The organism is Streptomyces sp. NPDC051104 (assembly GCF_040682835.1).
Classification (GTDB): domain Bacteria; phylum Actinomycetota; class Actinomycetes; order Streptomycetales; family Streptomycetaceae; genus Streptomyces; species Streptomyces cynarae.
This window is the reverse complement of the sequence record NZ_JBFBBS010000020.1, coordinates 42,377-59,490: the sequence shown is the minus strand read 5'-3', so window position 1 is coordinate 59,490 and position 17,114 is coordinate 42,377. Positions and strand designations below refer to the sequence as shown.

The following is a 17,114-nucleotide window of genomic DNA, read 5'->3' as shown; positions in this document are numbered from 1 at the left end:
GGAGAAAGCGACCTCTCTCCGGAATTTCCCCTACTTCGGGTTCGGTGTGGACGCGGGTGATTCGCCTCTCCGAATTCCCGCCCCCCATTCCGAGGAGACCGCCACAGGTCGGGACCAATATTGGTGGGCGCGTCGGCGGCCGAAGTGCTGGCAGAAGTCCGTGCGTGGCGGCCATAGTTGGCGCACACCGTGCGTCCGAACCGCTGCTTGAAGGACTCCTGGGGGTCACCCACCGATGACCAGAGCTTCAGAGCCGTCCCGCAGAACCATCCTCGCCGCGGCGGTCGCCGCAACCACGGCGGCCGGCACCGCGGGCCCGGCGGCCGCGGCCACGCCGACCGCCCGGCCGACGAAAGCATCACCGACCCTCGTGGACTACCGCGCCTGGACCTCGTACCCCTACTGGCGAAGCGGCACCGCGCAGGGCGTTCGCGCGCTCGCCGGCCTCCGCCCCGGCCTGGTGATCGCCACGCCCGCCGGTCGTACCGACTACACCGACCCGCACACCGGAAAGTCCGCCACCTGGGAGTACGCCACCTGGGCCTCCCCGGCGCACCGCCTCGCCGTCCCGTCCACCGAGCTCGTCGCCTCCTGGAACGCGCACACCCCGGCCGGCACCTGGCTCCAGGTCGAACTGAAGGGCACCTACTCCGACGGCACGGACACCCCCTGGTACGTGATGGGCCGCTGGGCGGCCGGTGACCAGGACATCCGCCGCACCTCCGTGGACGGCCAGAGCGATGGCAGGAGCAACATCTGGACCGACACCTTCGCCATCGCCGATCCCGCCTCGGGCCTGCGCCTGGTGTCGTACCGCCTGGGCCTGACCCTGTACCGCACACCCGGCACACGGATCACGCCGACGGTGTGGCGGCTCGGCGCCATGGGCTCCGACATTCCCGACCGCTTCACCGTCCCGGCCTCCACGCCGGGGCTCGCCGAGGAACTGATCGTCCCGCGCTACTCGCAGGAGATCCACAAGGGCCAGTACCCGGAGTACGACAGCGGCGGCGAGGCCTGGTGCAGCCCCACGTCCTCACAGATGATCATCGAGTACTGGGGGCGGCGGCTCACACCCGAACAACTGTCCTGGATCAACCCGTCGTACGCGGACCCGCAGGTCTGCCATGCCGCCCGCTTCACCTACGACCACCAGTACGAGGGCTGCGGCAACTGGCCCTTCAACGCGGCCTACGCGGCGACGTTCAAGGACCTTCAGGCCGTGGTCACCCGGCTGTCCTCGCTCACCGACCTGGAGACGCTGATCGCTGCGGGCATCCCGGCCATCACCTCGCAGTCGTTCCTGAAGGAGGAGCTGACCGGGGCGGGGTACGGGACAGCGGGGCATCTGATGACCGTGATCGGGTTCACCGCCGACGGCGACGTGATCGCGAACGACCCGGCGTCGCCGAGCGACGAGGCGGTGCGGCGCGTGTACCGGCGGCGGGAGTTCGAGAACATCTGGTTGCGCACCAAGCGGTACAACGCCTCCGGCAAGGTCGCCTCCGGCACCGGCGGCGTCTGCTACCTGTACTTCCCGGCCCGTCCCACCTCGCGGCAGCGCAAGGCGCTCGCGGCGGTGGGCGTCCGCTGACGCGCCCACCGGGGAACCAGGCGGCACATTTCCCAACAGGGTCCGACTCTGGCGACCGACTCTGCCGATCAGAGCCGAACATGCTGGTGGTGTCATTCTGCAATACTGCGGATGTCCCGCCGGCAGTTGGAGACTTGGGCCGAAATTGAAGAGCAGTCAACAGCGAGGTGCCGTGCGCCCCCAGGTGCGCGGTACCGATCGCTCCCTGGCGCGCCGCGCCGAACTCATCGCGATCGGACGGAAGTTATTCGCCGACACGTCCTACGACACGCTGTCGATGGACGACATCGCGCGCCATGCCCAGGTGGCGAAGGGGCTCATCTACTACTACTTCAAATCGAAACGCGGCTATTACCTCGCCATTGTCGAGGATTCGGTGGCCGACCTCGTGACCTCCGCGGCCGCCGGCCTGGATCTGCCGCCGGTGGAACGGGTGCACCGCACCATCGACCGCTATCTGCGCTACGCCGAGCACAACCAGGCCGCCTACCGCACGATCGTCAGCGGCGGCGTGGGCTTCGACGCAGAGGTCCACGCCATCCGGGACGGGGTGCGCGAGGCGATCGTCACCACGATCGCCGAGGGGGCGTACGGGCGGCGTGACATCGCTCCGCTGGTGCGCACGGGACTGCTCGGCTGGGTGTGCGGCGTGGAGGGCGTGACTCTCGACTGGATCGACCGCCCGCTACTGTCCCGCGACACGATGTGCGACCTGCTCGCGAAGACGCTGGGCGGCACCCTGCGCGCGATCGAGGAACTGGAACCCGCGTACCCGGCCCCGCCACCGGCCCGCCGGCCGTCCTGACCACAACGGGAGGACTGATCGACCCCCGAGCGGTCCCACCCGGGTGCCGGCGAAGCCGTCTCGGGCTGGTCCACGGCGAGCGGAGACGGCCTGGGGGCAAGACCCCTCCGTCGGATGTCGATCACGCCGCGGCACGGCATCCGCTTTCTTGAAGTAAGCGGTCGTTAACCGGTGACGCCATGCCTCCGATCGGGCATACTCCAAGCGCCACAGCCGCTGGTCAGCCGCCTCCGCGACCCGGAGCGGCGAGCATCGGCCAGGCTCAGTGAGACCCGGCGGCGCCGCCCCACCCAAGGCGCATGTCCGCCGACGTGCCCAAGAGGGAGGAGAGCGTCGCCATGCCCGACCGCGCCCCGCAGCCGGTGGACCGACAACTGCCCACGGACGAGGCCCGGGATCTGATCTCGCTCGTCCGCGACATCGCGCAGCGCGAGATCGCCCCGAAGGCGGCCGAGGAGGAGCACTCCGGGCACTTCCCGCGCGAGACCTTCCGCCTGCTCTCCGACTCCGGACTGCTCGGCCTGCCGTACGACTCCGAGTACGGCGGTGGTGACCAGCCCTACGAGGTCTACCTGCAGGTCCTCGAGGAGCTGGCCGCGGCCCGCCTCACCGTCGGCCTCGGCGTCAGCGTCCACACCCTGGCCTGTCATGCCCTCGCGCACTACGGCACCAAGGAACAACAGCTGGAACACCTGCCCGCGATGCTCGGCGGGGGCCTCCTGGGCGCCTACTGCCTCTCCGAGCCGTCGTCCGGGTCGGATGCCGCGTCCCTGCGGACGAAGGCGGTCCGGGACGGCGACCACTGGGTGATCAACGGCACCAAGGCATGGATCACTCACGGAGGGATCGCCGACTTCTACACCGTGATGGCGCGCACCGGCGAGGAGGGCCCCCGCGGGATCACCGCGTTCCTCGTCCCCGCCGACACCGAGGGGCTGAGTGCCGCGGCGCCCGAGAAGAAGATGGGCATGAAGGGGTCGCCCACCGCACAGGTCCACTTCGACGGGGTGCGCGTGCCTGAAGAGCGGCGCATCGGCGACGAGGGACAGGGCTTCGCGATCGCGCTGTCCGCGCTCGACTCCGGGCGGCTCGGCATCGCGGCCTGCGCCATCGGCCTGGCCCAGGCGGCCCTGGACGAGGCCGTCGCGTACGCCACCGGGCGCCGGCAGTTCGGGCGGCCGATCTCGGACTTCGAGGGGCTGCGCTTCCTGCTCGCCGACATGGCGACGCAGATCGAGGCGGGCCGGGCGCTGTACCTGGCGGCGGCACGGCTGCGCGACGCCGGGCGGCCGTTCGCCAAGCAGGCGGCCATGGCCAAGCTGCACTGCACCGACACGGCGATGAAGGTCACCATCGACGCCGTCCAGGTGCTCGGCGGGTACGGCTACACCGTGGACTTCCCGGTCGAGCGCTATATGCGGGAGGCCAAGGCGCTGCAGATCGTCGAGGGGACGAACCAGATCCAGCGCATGGTCATCGCCCGTCACCTCGCTGGTCCCGAGTCCCGCTGAACGACTCCTGGCCCGCCGCGAGCCGGCGCGGGCCGGCCGGCGGCGCCGCGAGCCGCACCCACTCCGGGTCGTGGCGCCCCGGGAGCGTGCGGCCGCGGTCGGCCCAGGTGCGCATCAGCGCGCGGTAGATGGGCGGATCCTGCGGCTGCGGCGGCGGCAGCGTCGCCGCCGGTACCGGGATGAACACCGGCCGCCGGGGTCCGGTCGTCGAATAACTGGGGCTCATACACGGAGCAACGCCCCGACGCCCGCCGAGGTCACCGACCCCGCTAATCGAGCGTGAGTTCCGCGGCGGACCGCCCGGGGAACCGCCGCTGCCCGCGACGTGTCAGGCGGCCTGGCGGCGCAGTGTCGCGAGCCGCAGCGGGCGCGAACCCGGGCCGCCGACGTGCGAGAACGGCTGCGTGCGCCAGTCGAGCCCCTGAGGGAGGGTCAGCAGCAGGGCCGTGTCCTGCTCCTGGGGCTCCAGGGACTCGTCCGCCGGGCGGGCGTCGGCCGCCGCACGGCCCGTACCGGAGCAGACCGTGAGACCGAACGGGTTCCACGGCGAGGCGCACAGCGCGTGCTCGGGCAGGACCTCCTCGTCCGCCAGGAGCGCGATGGGCTGCGCGCAGTCCGGGCAGATCACCCGGTACATCTCGAAGGTGTCGTACGCGTCGAACTCCTCGCCGTCGAGGGCGTCGGGTTCGACGCCCTCCGGCTCGGGATCGATGACCGGCTGCTGCCGCTTGGGCACGGTGCGACCAGGGCGCTTGGGATTCTGCATGGGTTTCTCCCCCTCGGGCTGGGCCGACAAGGCACTGCGGCCTCGACCACAGCAAGCACTTCCCGTCCCGTCTCCGGAGTAATCACGAGAGCATCACGAAGCCTGGCCGGACGCTGTGGCGTTCGTCACATGCCGCTCGCAGGTGCCCCGTGCGGCCGCGGGTCACCCGGGCGGCTCACGGACCGCTGTCACCAACATCACAAACCGGGTATGACCTGCGCTGCTGAGGTATCCGCGGAGTCAGGGCGCACTGTAGGTTCTAGCGCCATGGAGGAGCTGGACCGACAGATCGTGCAGCTGCTCGTCAAGGACGGGCGGATGAGCTACACCGACCTGGGCAAGGCCACGGGCCTGTCCACATCGGCCGTGCACCAGCGGGTGCGTCGGCTCGAGCAGCGGGGCGTCATCCGCGGCTATGCCGCCGTCGTCGACCCCGAGGCCGTCGGCCTGCCGCTGACCGCCTTCATCTCGGTGAAGCCGTTCGACCCCAGCGCCCCCGACGACATCGCAGAACGCCTCGCGGGCGTCCCGGAGATCGAGGCCTGCCACAGCGTCGCGGGCGACGAGAACTACATCCTCAAGGTCCGCGTGGCCACGCCGCACGAACTGGAGGAGCTGCTGGCCCGGCTGCGGAGCCTCGCGGGGGTGTCCACGCGCACCACCGTGGTCCTGTCCACGCCGTACGAGGCAAGGCCGCCCCGGATCTGATCGACCTCCGTGCGGTGCGTCCCGTGCCAGGGGCGACACTGTTGCCCATGAGTGAGCGCACCGCCGAGCCGAAGACCGTCCTCCTGCGCCGTGGCGAGGTCCACAGCCCCGCCGATCCCTTCGCCACCGCGATGGTCGTGGAGGCCGGACATGTCGCCTGGGTCGGTTCCGAGGGCGCGGCCGACGCCTTCGCGGACGGTGTCGACGAGGTGGTCGACCTCGACGGCGCCCTCGTCACTCCCGCGTTCACCGACGCGCACGTGCACACCACCGCCACCGGCCTCGCGCTCACCGGCCTCGACCTGTCCGGTGCCCCGTCCCTGACGGCCGCCCTCGCCCTCGTACGGGACTTCGCCGCCGCCCGGCAGGACGACCGGATCCTGCTCGGCCACGGCTGGGACGCGGCACGCTGGCCCGAACGGCGGGCGCCCCGCCGGGAAGAGCTCGACGAGGCCACCGGTGGGCGTCCCCTGTATCTCAGCCGCATCGACGTCCACTCGGCCGTCGTCACCAGCGCCCTGCTGGACCTCACCCCGGGCGTGCGCGACAAGGCCGGCTTCACGGACGGCGAGCCGCTGACCCGCGACGCCCACCACGCCGTACGGGCCGCCGCGTTCGCCGCGGTCACCCCCGCCCAGCGCACCGACGCCCAGCGCACTGCCCTCGCCCACGCCGCCTCGCTCGGCATCGGCTCGCTCCACGAGTGCGCGGGCCCGGAGATCTCCTCCCAGGACGACTTCACCGGGCTGCTGCGCCTCGCCGCCGAGGAGCCCGGGCCGCGCGTCGTCGGCTACTGGGCCGAGCAGGACGTCACCAAGGCCCGGGAGCTGGGTGCGCTCGGCGCCGCGGGCGACCTCTTCGTCGACGGCGCCCTCGGCTCGCACACCGCGTGTCTGCACCAGCCGTACGCGGACGCCGCCCACACCGGCACCGCCTACCTGGACGCCGCCGCGGTCGCCGCGCATGTCGTGGCGTGCACCGAGGCCGGGCTGCAGGCGGGGTTCCACGCCATCGGGGACGCCGCCGTCACGGCCGTGGTGGAAGGGGTGCGCGCCGCCGCCGAGAAGGTGGGCACGGCCCGGATCCGCGCCGCCCGCCACCGCGTCGAGCACGTCGAGATGCTCACGCCCGAGACCATCGCGGCCTTCGCCGAACTGGGCCTGACCGCCTCCGTCCAGCCCGCCTTCGACGCGCTGTGGGGCGGCGAGGACGGCATGTACGCCGAGCGCCTCGGCGCCGCCCGGGCCCGCACGCTGAACCCGTTCGCGGCCCTGTTGCGCGCCGGCGTCCCGCTGGCGTTCGGCTCCGACAGCCCGGTGACCCCCCTCGACCCCTGGGGCACGGTCCGCGCGGCGGCGTTCCACCGCACCCCCGAACACCGGGTCTCCGTACGCGCCGCGTTCACCGCGCACACGCGCGGCGGCTGGCGGGCGATCGGACGGGACGACGCGGGCGTGCTGGTGCCGGGCGCGCCCGCGGACTACGCCGTGTGGCGCACCGACGCACTCGTCGTCCAGGCCCCCGACGACCGGGTGGCCCGCTGGTCCACCGACCCCCGCTCCGGCACCCCCGGACTGCCCGATCTGACCCCCGGGACCGACCTTCCCGTCTGCCTGCGCACCGTGGTCGCAGGCCGAACCGTGTTCGTAGGGCCGGGCGAGTGATCTCCCGGGGTGGCGCGGCGGCGACGATCCGTCAGAACCCCGTCGCGCGACCTGCGTATCCTCCGCTGCGGCCAGGCCCTTCGCCGAAAACCCGCAGGTGGGGCGGCTGTTGACAGTGAGGCGCGGAGGGCCGGTAGGTTCGGCCGGGTCCACCACCGAATCGTCCGACCGGGGAACCTCCGCGCAGTCGCCCGAGCGCCGCTGGGTCAGGGATGGTGTGCCGCGCCGGCGCATCACCACTGGGAGCCAGGCTCAGCGCCCGCGCCACGGCGAGGGCAACGTTCCGGTCGGTCGGCAGGGTGCGACCCGGGTGGGGCCCGGACGTCCAGTAGACAACGGCTCTCGGTCGATCCGCAGCCAGCGGGTCCCAGGTCGGCCCGAAGGGCGCCGGGCCCCGATCCGCAGCCCCCTGGCCGTGGCGAGCACTGGACCCGCTCTCGAAACCCCGTGGGCACCAGTGCGACCGGCCGGTGCATGCCGCCCGCGCGGTGGGCATTCATACCCGACTCTTATGGAATCGACACCTCCAGACGAACCCGCGGTGGCGGAGGCCCATGCCACGACCACTATGGTGGACCTCTGCGTACGGATGTGAAGGGGCAGCAGTGAACCACGGCGACGGGACCCTCGGGGCATCGGCCCAGGGCAAGCAGTTCGGTCCGCTCGGCACCGCCTTGGTGATCATTCCGACCTACAACGAGGCGGAGAACATCAAGACGATCGTCGGCCGAGTGCGGTCGGCGGTGCCCGAGGCGCATGTCCTCGTGGCCGACGACAACAGTCCCGACGGCACCGGCAAGCTCGCGGACGAACTCGTGGCCGAGGACGATCACGTCCACGTCATGCACCGCAAGGGCAAGGAAGGGCTGGGCGCCGCGTACCTCGCCGGCTTCCGCTGGGGTCTGGAGCACGACTACGGCGTCCTCATCGAGATGGACGCCGACGGCTCCCACCAGCCGGAGGAGCTGCCGCGCCTGCTGACCGCGCTCAAGAGCGCGGACCTCGTGCTCGGCTCCCGGTGGGTGCCGGGCGGGCGGGTCGTGAACTGGCCGAAGTCCCGCGAGTTCCTCTCCCGCGGCGGCAGCACCTACTCGCGTCTGGCCCTCGGCCTCTCGCTGCGCGACATCACCGGCGGCTACCGCGCCTTCCGCCGCGAGACCATCGAGGGCCTCGGGCTCGACGAGGTGGCCTCGCAGGGGTACTGCTTCCAGGTCGACCTGGCGCGGCGCGCGGTCAAGGCCGGGTTCCACGTCGTCGAGGTGCCGATCACGTTCGTGGAGCGCGAGCTCGGCGACTCCAAGATGAGCCGGAACATCGTCGTGGAGGCGCTGTGGCGCGTCACGGCGTGGGGTGCGGAGGAGCGCTTCGGCAAGGTCCTGGGCCGGGGCAGGAAGACGCGCCGGTAGGGACACGGGCGGCGTCACGGGCGCCGCTGAACGCCCCTTATCCCGCACTGAGCCGGGTCCGGGCACACTGGGAGCATGACGACTGGCGCTTCGACCTCTCCCCGCACCACGACCCGGCCCCGGCGCTCCCGATTGCGCACCTTTCTGCCGCTGGGCGTCGCCGCGTGGCTGGTGCTGGAGATCTGGCTGCTGACCGTGGTCGCCGGTGCGACCAGCGGATTCACGGTCTTCCTGCTGCTGGTCGCCGGCCTGGTGCTCGGCTCCGTGGTCATCAAGCGGGCGGGCCGCCGCGCCTTCCGAAACCTGAACGAGGCGCTGCGCAGGGGCGGCTCCCCGTCGAGGACCGGCGGCAACGGCCTGATGATGCTCGGCGGCCTGCTGCTGATGCTGCCGGGCCTGATCTCCGACGCGGCGGGCCTGCTCCTCCTGCTCCCGCCGGTCCAGAAGGCGGTCGGCCGATACACAGAGCGCACGATCGACCGCACACTCCGCCAGTCCCCGTACGGCAGCTTCGGTGACGCCTTCCAGCAGGCTCGTATGCACCGCCCCGACGGGAAGATCGTCAAGGGCGAGGTCGTCAGGGACGAGCCCGCGGACACCCCGGGGGAGCCCCGCCCGCCCCTGCCCCGCTGACTTTCCGGGCCGGGGGCGGAGCCCCGCAGGCGCCCGACCCACCCGCGCCCGACAACAAAACAGTGGGCGCCGCACGTCACAAAGACGTACGGCGCCCACTGACTGGCACGCGCAGTATCCCGCCCGATCCCCGGAGGGACTACGCGGACTTGCGGCTGTCCCGCGGATGCACCGCGATGTTCATCGCGCCGGACCGCAGAACCGCGAGACGCTCCTCGAGGACCTCTTCGAGCTCCTCACGGGTGCGCCGCTCCATCAGCATGTCCCAGTGCGTACGCGCGGGCTTCGCCTTCTTCTCCTCCGGACCGTCGCCGTCCACCAGGAGCGCCTGGGCACCGCAGACCTTGCACTCCCACTCCGGCGGGATCTCCGCCTCGACCGAGAAGGGCATCTCGAACCGGTGCCCCTTCTCGCATGCGTACTCCACGGCCTGGCGCGGAGCCAGGTCGATGCCGCGGTCCGTCTCGTAGCTGGTCACCACGAGGCGCGTGCCGCGAAGAGCTCGCTCACTCATGAATCGTGCCTCCCGGGCTTGTCGCCCACAGGACAGGTGTCGCTGTCGTCGTCATCCGGTCAACGTCCGGTCGGCGGTAAAGATTCCCGTTCCGAGTCCCGTTCCGGGTCATGCGTCGCCGTCGTAGCCGCCCCTTGTTGTACCCACCGGCGCCCGGTTTGTCACATCTGCTAGCAGATGTCACCCAGCGTTTCGGCTCCTTTGACGCGCAGTAACGGTACGCCTGGCAGGCCAAACGCGTACACTACCGCCCTTTGCGCTCGGACGCTAAATCCTCTCGGGCACCGGATTGCCCGCGTCGCGCACCGCCTCGCGTACCGGAACCCGGGCCAGCAGCACGAACCCGAGGGCGAAGAACACCACCAGCGAGATGATCGCGTCCCGGTAGCTTCCCGTCAGCTGGTACGTGACCCCGAACAGGAGCGGGCCCAGCCAGCTCATGCCGCGGTCGCTCATCTCGTACGCGGAGAAGTACTCGGCCTCCTTGCCGGGCGGGACCAGATGTGAGAAAAGCGACCGGGACAGCGCCTGGCTGCCGCCGAGGACCAGCCCGATGCAGGCCGCCAGCGCGAAGAACCCGGCCGGCGCGCCCGCAGGCAGAAAATAGCCGGCGGCGAGCGTCGCCGTCCAGGCGACCAGCGAGCCGAGGATCGTGCGCTTCGCGCCGTACGTCCGGGCCAGCCGGCCCATGCCCAGCGCGCCGCCCACCGCCAGCACCTGCACCAGCAGCACGGCGGCGATCAGGGTCGACTGACCGAGGCCCAGCTCCTGGGAGCCGTACACCGACGCCTGTGAGATCACCGTCTGGATGCCGTCGTTGTAGACGAGGTACGCCAGCAGGAAGGCGAGGGTGAGCGGGGTGCGCCGCATGTCCCGGACCGTCGCGGCGAGTTGCCGCCAGCCGTGCACCCCCTCAGCCGTCGACGTCGTACGGCGGTCGCGCAGGCGCCTGAGCGGGATCAGCGTGAAGGCGCCCCACCACAGGCCCGCCGCGGCCAGGCAGATGCGGACCGCCGTCGACTCCGAGACACCGAAGGAGTCGTGGGCCGTGAACAGGACAAGGTTCGCGATCAGGACCAGCGCACCGGCCGCGTAGCCGAAGGCCCAGCCACGCGAGGAGACCGCGTCACGCTCCTCGGGCGGGGCGATCAGCGGCAGATACGAGTTGTAGACCACCATCGAGACGGCCACCGACGCGTTCGCGACGATCAGCAGCAGGCCGCCGAGCAGATACCGGTCACCGTCCAGCAAGAACAGGCCCGTCGTGGCCGAGGCGCCCAGGTACGCGCACAGAGCGAGCAGCGGCTTCTTGCGGCCGGTGCGGTCGGCCGCCGCGCCCGCGAGCGGCATCACGAGAATCGCCACGACGACCGAGGCCGAGACGCAGTAGGCGAAGAACGAGCCGGCGCGCACCGGAACACCCAGCGGGTGGACATATCCGTCCGGATCCGCCGCCGACTTGGCCACCGAGGTGAGATAGGGACCGAGGAACACCGTCAGCACGCTCGTCGAGTAGACCGAGCACGCCCAGTCGTAGAAGTACCAGCCGCGCTGTTCGCGCCGCCGCTCGGCGGCCTCGTCGACGGCCCGTGCCCGCACGGTGTCGGTGCCCACCCGTGCCCTCGCTTCCCCGTGGAACGTGATCGTGCGCGGTGCGTTCAGACCCAGGTGCCCCGTTCTTCGAGGACCTTGCGCAGTGTGTCGATGTGATCGGTCATGATGCCATCCACTCCCAGGTCCAGGAGGCGGTGCATGCGATCGGGTTCGTTGATCGTCCACACGTGCACCTGCAGTCCGAGCGCGTGGGCGGTGCGCACGAAGCGGTGGTCGACCACGGGGACGCCCGACTGGGACTCCGGCACCTGGGCGGCGACCGCCGAGCGGCGCACCGCCGCAGGGATGCCCCAGGACCGCAGCCGCAGGTTGAGGACACCGCGGGTGCCGTACGACGTCGCCAGGCGCGGTCCGGCCAGGCGCTGGGCGCGCACCACGCGCGCCTCGGAGAACGAGCCGACGCAGATCCGGTCCCAGGCATCGGTGCGCTCGATCAGGTCCAGCAGGGGCCGCAGCGCGGGCTCCGCCTTGACGTCCACGTTCCAGCGCACATCCGGGAACTCCTCCAGCGCGTCCTCGAAGAGGGGCACCGGCTCGCTGCCCGCCACGCGCGCGTGCCGCACGTCCTCCCACGGCAGGTCGGCGATCCGGCCCGCGCCGTCGGTCACCCGGTCCAGGGTCGCGTCGTGGAACGCCACCAGCTTCCCGTCGGCCGTGGCGTGCACGTCCGTCTCGATATAACGGTAGCCCGCCGCCACCGCGCGCCGGAACTGCGCCATGGTGTTCTCCAGGCCGTGGGCCGCCCCGCCCCGGTGGGCGAAGGCGATCGGGCCGGGATGGTCGAGGTAGGGGTGGCGTATGAGGGTGGTCACGGACGCAGTATCGCGCGCTCCGGTTGCCCGGCGGCAACGACCGTGCTGCGCCCCGATGCCGCGGGGGCGGCGAACACGCGCAGGAAGAACTGGGCGAGCGGTCCGATGGACAGCGCGTACACGAGGGTGCCGATCCCGACGGTGCCTCCGAGGGCGAAGCCGGTCGCGACGACGGTGATCTCCACGGCTGTGCGGATCAGCCGGATCGAGCGGCCCGTGCGCTGGTGCAGTCCGGTCATCAGGCCGTCGCGTGGGCCGGGACCGAAGTCGGCGGCGATGTAGAGGCCGGTCGCCACGCCGTTCAGCACCACGCCCGAGACCAGGAGGGGCACACGGACGGCCAGTGAGCGCACCTCGGGGAGCACGGCCAGGGTGGCGTCCATGGCGAAACCGATCACCAGGACGTTGGAGACGGTGCCGAGTCCCGGACGCTGCCTCAGCGGGATCCACAGCAGCAGGACGGCCGCGCCCACGATCGTCAGTACGACACCCATGCTGAACCCGGTGAGCTCGGACAGACCCTGGTGCAGGACGTTCCACGGCTCCAGGCCGAGCCCCGCCTTCACCAGGAGGGCGGAGCTCGCGCCGTAGAGGGCGAGACCGGCGTACAGCTGGAGGAGCCGCCGCCCGAGACGACTCCTCATGGACTTGTCAATGTACGGGTCGCCCGGCGAGCCGACAGACAAAACGTGCCCCCCTGTGGTGGTAGTGGCCTGACGTATGTCACTCTGTGGCTTGGAAAGACGAGCCATCCATGGCCAATTCCGGGAAGGTGGACTGGGACTCATGGCACAGTGGACATCAGCGGTGGGCGCGGCACAGCTGGCCCGGCTGCTCACCTCCCAGCAGGACCGTCCCGCGGGCCCCGGCAGCCGCCGCCCACCCGCCTATCGGGCGCTCGCGGACGGCATCCGGCTGCTCGTGCTGGAGGGCCGGGTACCGGTCGCCGCCCGGCTGCCCGCGGAGCGGGAGCTGGCGCTCGCCCTGTCGGTGAGCCGTACCACGGTCGCGGCAGCGTACGAGGCGTTGCGCACCGAGGGTTTCCTGGAGTCCCGCCGCGGAGCGGGCAGCTGGACCGCCGTCCCGGCCGGGAACCCGGTGCCGGCGCGCGGCCTCGAACCGCTCCCGCCCGAGGCGCTCGGCTCGATGATCGACCTGGGCTGTGCCGCGCTGCCCGCGCCCGAGCCCTGGCTCACCCGTGCCGTGCAGGGTGCCCTCGAGGAACTGCCGCCGTACGCGCACACGCACGGCGACTACCCGGCGGGCCTGCCCGCGCTGCGGTCCATGCTCGCCGACCGCTACACGGCGCGCGGCATCCCGACCATGCCCGAGCAGATCATGGTGACCACCGGCGCCATGGGCGCGATCGACGCGATCTGTCACCTGTTCGCCGGGCGTGGTGAGCGCATCGCCGTCGAGTCGCCGTCGTACGCCAACATCCTCCAGCTGATGCGGGAGGCGGGCGCCCGGCTCGTCCCCGTCGCCATGGCCGAGGGGCTCGGCGGCTGGGACCTGGACCGCTGGCGCCAGGTGCTGCGCGAGGCTGCACCGCGGCTCGCCTACGTCGTGGCCGACTTCCACAATCCGACGGGCGCGCTCGCCGACGAGGACCAGCGCCGCCGCCTGGTGGAGGCGGCCCGCTCCGCCGGGACGGTCCTGGTCGTCGACGAGACGATGGGCGAGCTGTACCTGGAGGAGGGGCTCGAGATGCCGCGCCCGGTGAGCACCTTCGACCCGGCGGGCTCGACCGTCATCACCGTCGGCTCGGCGAGCAAGGCGTTCTGGGCGGGCATGCGCATCGGGTGGGTGCGGGCCGCCCCCGATGTCGTCCGCAGCCTGGTCGCGGCCCGGGCCTACGCCGACCTGGGCACCCCGGTCCTCGAGCAGCTGGCCGTGAACTGGCTGCTGAGCACCGGCGGTTGGGAGCAGGCGGTGGAACTGCGGCGCGGCCAGGCCCGGGAGAACCGGGACGCCCTGGTCGCCGCGGTGCGCAAGAAGCTGCCGACGTGGGAGTTCTCGGTGCCCCGGGGCGGCCTGACGCTGTGGGTGCGCACCGGCGGCCTCTCGGGCTCCCGTCTCGCGGAGGCCGGGGAACGGGTCGGTGTCCGGGTGCCGTCGGGGCCGCGCTTCGGCGTGGACGGGGCGTTCGAGGGCTATGTGCGACTGCCGTTCACGGTGGGCGGCGCGGTGGCGGAGGAGGCGGCGGTGCGTCTGGCGGCCGCGGCCCGCCTGGTCCAGACGGGCGCTTCGGGGCCGGCCGAGGCTCCGCGGACGTTCGTGGCCTGATCAGGGGCCCGGCGCGGGGCTGCCGTCAGCCCTCCACGGCCAGCGCCTCCGTCGGGACCGACTCGACCGGTGCGCCGCGGCCGGCCGGCTTCTCGCAGTCGATCGGAGCGCTGGAGGCGGTCGGTGCGCTTGGCGCGATCGGTTCGCTGGGGGCGATCGCTTCGCTGCGGCGGGGCAGCAGGGCGAGGACCGCCTGTCGGTGCTGATCGCCGGCGGTGTCGTCGTACGGGTCCGGGGTGGCCGGTACCTGGAGGCGGTGCACCGGGCCCGAACCCAGGCGGGCGTAACCGCGGCCGGGTGGCACGTCCTTGACGGGGGTGGTGTGCGGCGGCGCGCCGAGCACCGCCTCCAGCTCGCCGGGGGCCGCCGGGCCGAGCGCCACGCGCGCGCGGGTGTGCTGCAGGACCGCGTCGGACAGGCCGTCCAGGGCGTCCACCTGCTCGGCGACCACGACCGTGACGTTCGCGGCGCGGCCGTGCCGCAGCGGCACCTGGAGCAGGGCCTGGGGGTCGGCGCGGCCGTCGGCGGCGGCGAGAGGCCCGAGGACGGTCGGCCGGTCCAGCAGAATCCACAGCGGGCGCCTGACGTCGTCCGGCGGGGGGTGACCGGCCTGCCGGGCACGGTTGGCGGCGATCAGCCGCCGCTCCGTCTCACGGGTCGCCCACTCCAGGCTCGCCGCCGCCCCCGCGAGCCCGGACTCCACCGCCAGCACCCCGTCTCTGCCCGTCAGGAACGCGTACTCCCCGGCGCCGCCGCCCTCGACGATCAGCACGTCCCCGTGCTGCAGCGCCTGCAGGGCGATGGAGCGCACCAGCGTCGTCGAGCCGCTGCCGGGTGTGCCCGCGATCAGCAGGTGAGGCTCGGCGCACCGCGGGCCGGTGCGCCACAGAACCGGAGGCACGTCGCGTCGCTCCTCGCCGTGGGTGAGGGGGAGCGTGCGCTGGACTCCGGTGGGGTCGGTGAAGCCGAGGACCGTCTCGCCCGGGGCGGTCACGAAGCGCTGCGCGGCGATGTCGGTGGGCAGGGGAGGCAGCACGGTGACCGTCAGTTCGTTGCCCTCCTCGTCCCAGGCGAAGTGGTACTCGCGGTCCCGGCCCGACTTGGCGTGCAGGAGCTGTTCGATCCTGGCCCGTGATGCGGGCTCGCCGTCGGTGAAGTAGGCGGGATAGCGGATGACGAGGCGGGAGACGCGGCCGGTGTCGTCGAACTCGAAGGAGGAGAAGGCCCGGGTGAATTCCCCGCCGTGCGCGTACAGCGGAGCCGGGTCCTCGGCGGCCGAGAAGTACGGCACCAGGGCCTCGTAGAGGGCGCTCAGCCGCTTGGTCTGCGCGGGGTCCGGGCCCGGCGGCGCCGTCGGCCTGCTGTCCCGGCCCGTCCAGGCCGACGCCGCCATCAGCGTGATGGCGGTGAGCAGCGGCCCGTACGGCACCAGCGCCACGACCAGGATCACCGAAGCCACCAGGAAGAGCAGCGGTCCCCGCCCGTCCTTCGGCGTGTCCGCCCACCTGCGCCGCCCGGCTGCGGCCAGCCGGCGCAGGCCGCGCGTGATGGTGATCAGCGGGTGGAGGACGTCGGTGGCGCCGCCGGCCGCCGCCCGCGCCAGCTCCCGGCTGCGGGCGATCCGGTCGCCGCCGTTGCTCAGAATGCGGGGGAGGGGACGCCGAACCACTCGTTCTCCTGGGGGTGTGTGCGGACGGGAGCCGGGTCAGAAATTGATCCCGCCGAGGAGGCCCGCGAGACTCGCCCCGCCGGCCTTGATGCTCGGCGCGATGGCGGTGCTCGAGAGGTAGAACCCGAAGAGCCCGCAGGTCATTGCGTGCCGGCCCTTGAGACCGTCCTTGCGGCAGAACAGGAAGACGATGGTGCCGAGCAGCAGGACGCCCGAGATGTTCAGAATCATTTGCTCTCTCCTGGTTCGTGGGGGCAGTCACCATGAGTCCTTCCAGGCTCACAGAATGTATCCATACGATAAAAGGTGCAACTGGGTGAAATTCACCGGATTTCCTTCGGTCGGCCGAGCCGCCTGCACCCCTTGACCAGCCCTGACGCCCGCCACAGGCCTCGTCTGGATCTTTGCCTAGTACGGTGCCGGTCGTGTGACGCGGAAGCCAGTACGCTGGCGATTCACCCATACGGGGCACCAGTCCAGGCACCCTTGGGGCATCAGTACCAGCAGCCGTAGTGGAGAGGCGGTCCGGCCGATGAGTGAAGCCCCCGACCCCGAGGTCGTGGAGCTCGCGACCAAGATCTTCGATCTGGCGCGCCGAGGCGAGACCGAGACGCTCGCGGCATACGTCGACGCGGGCGTTCCGGCCAACCTCACCAACGAGCGCGGCGACACTCTGGTGATGCTCGCCGCCTACCACGGCCACGCCGACGCCGTCCGGGCCCTGCTCGAGCGCGGCGCGGAGGCCGACCGGGTCAACGACCGAGGCCAGACACCGCTCGCCGGAGCCGTCTTCAAGGGCGAGGCCGAGGTCATCCGGGCCCTACTGGACGGCGGCGCCGACCCGGCCGCGGGGGCGCCCTCGGCGATCGACACCGCCAAGATGTTCGGCAAGACGGACCTGCTCGAACTGTTTGGCGCACACTGATCCGAACACACTGACCAGCGGAAACGACGAAAACGGGGGAGGCGGTACCGGACCGCCCGAAATAAGGTCGCGGCAGCGCGAGAGCCCGGGTCATCATGACGTCGTGATTCACGGACGCCACGGCCGGGCAGGTGATGCCGCACCGCGCGGACCGTGATCGGTCCCCACGGGCCACCAACGAGAGGCAGAGGAAAATGGTCTTCAGCA

At 71.8% G+C, this 17,114-nt stretch carries 17 protein-coding genes; 9 read left to right on the top strand and 8 right to left on the bottom strand.

Annotated features, from left to right (window positions below):
* The first annotated feature begins 235 nt into the window (after positions 1-235).
* The 3 genes from AB0N14_RS24965 (at position 236) to AB0N14_RS24955 (ending at position 3,910) form a co-directional block, all read left to right on the top strand.
* Positions 236-1,594: a peptidase C39 family protein gene (locus tag AB0N14_RS24965; RefSeq protein ID WP_366027923.1), complete on the top strand. Its 1,359-nt coding sequence runs from the start codon at positions 236-238 to the stop codon at positions 1,592-1,594.
* A gap of 145 nt (positions 1,595-1,739) precedes the next feature.
* Positions 1,740-2,399, top strand: coding sequence for a TetR/AcrR family transcriptional regulator (locus AB0N14_RS24960; protein WP_366027922.1), 660 nt, complete (start codon positions 1,740-1,742; stop codon positions 2,397-2,399).
* 338 nt (positions 2,400-2,737) lie between these two features.
* Positions 2,738-3,910 (top strand): acyl-CoA dehydrogenase, encoded by a 1,173-nt coding sequence (locus AB0N14_RS24955; protein WP_366027970.1) that lies wholly within the window; start codon positions 2,738-2,740, stop codon positions 3,908-3,910.
* Here the strand turns inward: AB0N14_RS24955 and AB0N14_RS24950 are convergent.
* Positions 3,873-4,136, bottom strand: a complete 264-nt coding sequence (locus tag AB0N14_RS24950) for a hypothetical protein (RefSeq protein WP_366027921.1) — start codon at positions 4,134-4,136, stop codon at positions 3,873-3,875. The genes AB0N14_RS24955 and AB0N14_RS24950 overlap by 38 nt on opposite strands.
* Before the next feature lie 102 nt (positions 4,137-4,238).
* Positions 4,239-4,676: a hypothetical protein gene (locus tag AB0N14_RS24945; protein WP_366027920.1), complete on the bottom strand. Its 438-nt coding sequence runs from the start codon at positions 4,674-4,676 to the stop codon at positions 4,239-4,241.
* A 267-nt stretch (positions 4,677-4,943) separates the two neighbouring features.
* Between AB0N14_RS24945 and AB0N14_RS24940 the strand changes: the two genes are divergently transcribed.
* From AB0N14_RS24940 to fxsA, 4 genes are all read left to right on the top strand, one after another.
* Complete coding sequence (locus tag AB0N14_RS24940) at positions 4,944-5,384, top strand: Lrp/AsnC family transcriptional regulator (RefSeq protein WP_110626847.1); 441 nt, start codon at positions 4,944-4,946, stop codon at positions 5,382-5,384.
* Between the two features lie 47 nt (positions 5,385-5,431).
* Positions 5,432-7,048, top strand: coding sequence for an amidohydrolase (locus tag AB0N14_RS24935; RefSeq protein WP_366027919.1), 1,617 nt, complete (start codon positions 5,432-5,434; stop codon positions 7,046-7,048).
* Between the two features lie 605 nt (positions 7,049-7,653).
* Positions 7,654-8,454, top strand: coding sequence for a polyprenol monophosphomannose synthase (locus AB0N14_RS24930; RefSeq protein WP_366027918.1), 801 nt, complete (start codon positions 7,654-7,656; stop codon positions 8,452-8,454).
* 75 nt (positions 8,455-8,529) lie between these two features.
* Entirely contained in the window at positions 8,530-9,087 is a 558-nt protein-coding gene (fxsA, locus tag AB0N14_RS24925; RefSeq protein WP_366027917.1) for an FxsA family membrane protein, read from the top strand.
* Between the two features lie 139 nt (positions 9,088-9,226).
* Here fxsA and AB0N14_RS24920 read toward each other — a convergent pair whose 3' ends face one another.
* From AB0N14_RS24920 to AB0N14_RS24905, 4 genes are all read right to left on the bottom strand, one after another.
* The gene (locus tag AB0N14_RS24920) at positions 9,227-9,601 is read right to left on the bottom strand and encodes an RNA polymerase-binding protein RbpA (RefSeq protein WP_003977404.1); all 375 of its coding nucleotides are present in this window, start codon (positions 9,599-9,601) and stop codon (positions 9,227-9,229) included.
* Positions 9,602-9,868: 267 nt separating this feature from the next.
* On the bottom strand, positions 9,869-11,215 hold the full coding sequence (locus AB0N14_RS24915) for an MFS transporter (RefSeq protein ID WP_366027916.1): 1,347 nt from the start codon (positions 11,213-11,215) through the stop codon (positions 9,869-9,871).
* A gap of 44 nt (positions 11,216-11,259) precedes the next feature.
* A complete protein-coding gene (locus tag AB0N14_RS24910) occupies positions 11,260-12,027 on the bottom strand; it encodes a glycerophosphodiester phosphodiesterase (protein WP_366027915.1) in 768 nt (255 codons plus the stop codon).
* On the bottom strand, positions 12,024-12,671 hold the full coding sequence (locus AB0N14_RS24905) for a hypothetical protein (protein ID WP_366027914.1): 648 nt from the start codon (positions 12,669-12,671) through the stop codon (positions 12,024-12,026). Before AB0N14_RS24905 ends, AB0N14_RS24910 begins: the two co-directional genes overlap by 4 nt.
* 142 nt (positions 12,672-12,813) lie before the next feature.
* On the opposite strand from AB0N14_RS24905, the gene AB0N14_RS24900 reads away from it, so the two are divergent.
* On the top strand, positions 12,814-14,313 hold the full coding sequence (locus AB0N14_RS24900) for a PLP-dependent aminotransferase family protein (protein ID WP_366027913.1): 1,500 nt from the start codon (positions 12,814-12,816) through the stop codon (positions 14,311-14,313).
* Between the two features lie 25 nt (positions 14,314-14,338).
* Here AB0N14_RS24900 and AB0N14_RS24895 read toward each other — a convergent pair whose 3' ends face one another.
* Positions 14,339-15,982: a hypothetical protein gene (locus AB0N14_RS24895; RefSeq protein ID WP_366027912.1), complete on the bottom strand. Its 1,644-nt coding sequence runs from the start codon at positions 15,980-15,982 to the stop codon at positions 14,339-14,341.
* Between the two features lie 36 nt (positions 15,983-16,018).
* Complete coding sequence (locus tag AB0N14_RS24890) at positions 16,019-16,213, bottom strand: hypothetical protein (protein ID WP_263228856.1); 195 nt, start codon at positions 16,211-16,213, stop codon at positions 16,019-16,021.
* A gap of 301 nt (positions 16,214-16,514) precedes the next feature.
* Here AB0N14_RS24890 and AB0N14_RS24885 point away from each other — a divergent pair, with 301 nt between their 5' ends.
* Entirely contained in the window at positions 16,515-16,907 is a 393-nt protein-coding gene (locus tag AB0N14_RS24885) for an ankyrin repeat domain-containing protein (RefSeq protein ID WP_366027911.1), read from the top strand.
* The last annotated feature ends 207 nt before the right edge of the window (positions 16,908-17,114 follow it).

Coding starts and splice junctions, on each gene's coding strand:
- AB0N14_RS24965 (WP_366027923.1), top strand. CDS start 236: ATGACCAGAGCTTCAGAGCCGTCCCGCAGAACCATCCTCGCCGCGGCG.
- AB0N14_RS24955 (WP_366027970.1), top strand. CDS start 2,738: ATGCCCGACCGCGCCCCGCAGCCGGTGGACCGACAACTGCCCACGGAC.
- AB0N14_RS24950 (WP_366027921.1), bottom strand. CDS start 4,136: ATGAGCCCCAGTTATTCGACGACCGGACCCCGGCGGCCGGTGTTCATC.
- AB0N14_RS24945 (WP_366027920.1), bottom strand. CDS start 4,676: ATGCAGAATCCCAAGCGCCCTGGTCGCACCGTGCCCAAGCGGCAGCAG.
- AB0N14_RS24940 (WP_110626847.1), top strand. CDS start 4,944: ATGGAGGAGCTGGACCGACAGATCGTGCAGCTGCTCGTCAAGGACGGG.
- AB0N14_RS24935 (WP_366027919.1), top strand. CDS start 5,432: ATGAGTGAGCGCACCGCCGAGCCGAAGACCGTCCTCCTGCGCCGTGGC.
- fxsA (WP_366027917.1), top strand. CDS start 8,530: ATGACGACTGGCGCTTCGACCTCTCCCCGCACCACGACCCGGCCCCGG.
- AB0N14_RS24920 (WP_003977404.1), bottom strand. CDS start 9,601: ATGAGTGAGCGAGCTCTTCGCGGCACGCGCCTCGTGGTGACCAGCTAC.
- AB0N14_RS24905 (WP_366027914.1), bottom strand. CDS start 12,671: ATGAGGAGTCGTCTCGGGCGGCGGCTCCTCCAGCTGTACGCCGGTCTC.
- AB0N14_RS24900 (WP_366027913.1), top strand. CDS start 12,814: ATGGCACAGTGGACATCAGCGGTGGGCGCGGCACAGCTGGCCCGGCTG.
- AB0N14_RS24890 (WP_263228856.1), bottom strand. CDS start 16,213: ATGATTCTGAACATCTCGGGCGTCCTGCTGCTCGGCACCATCGTCTTC.
- AB0N14_RS24885 (WP_366027911.1), top strand. CDS start 16,515: ATGAGTGAAGCCCCCGACCCCGAGGTCGTGGAGCTCGCGACCAAGATC.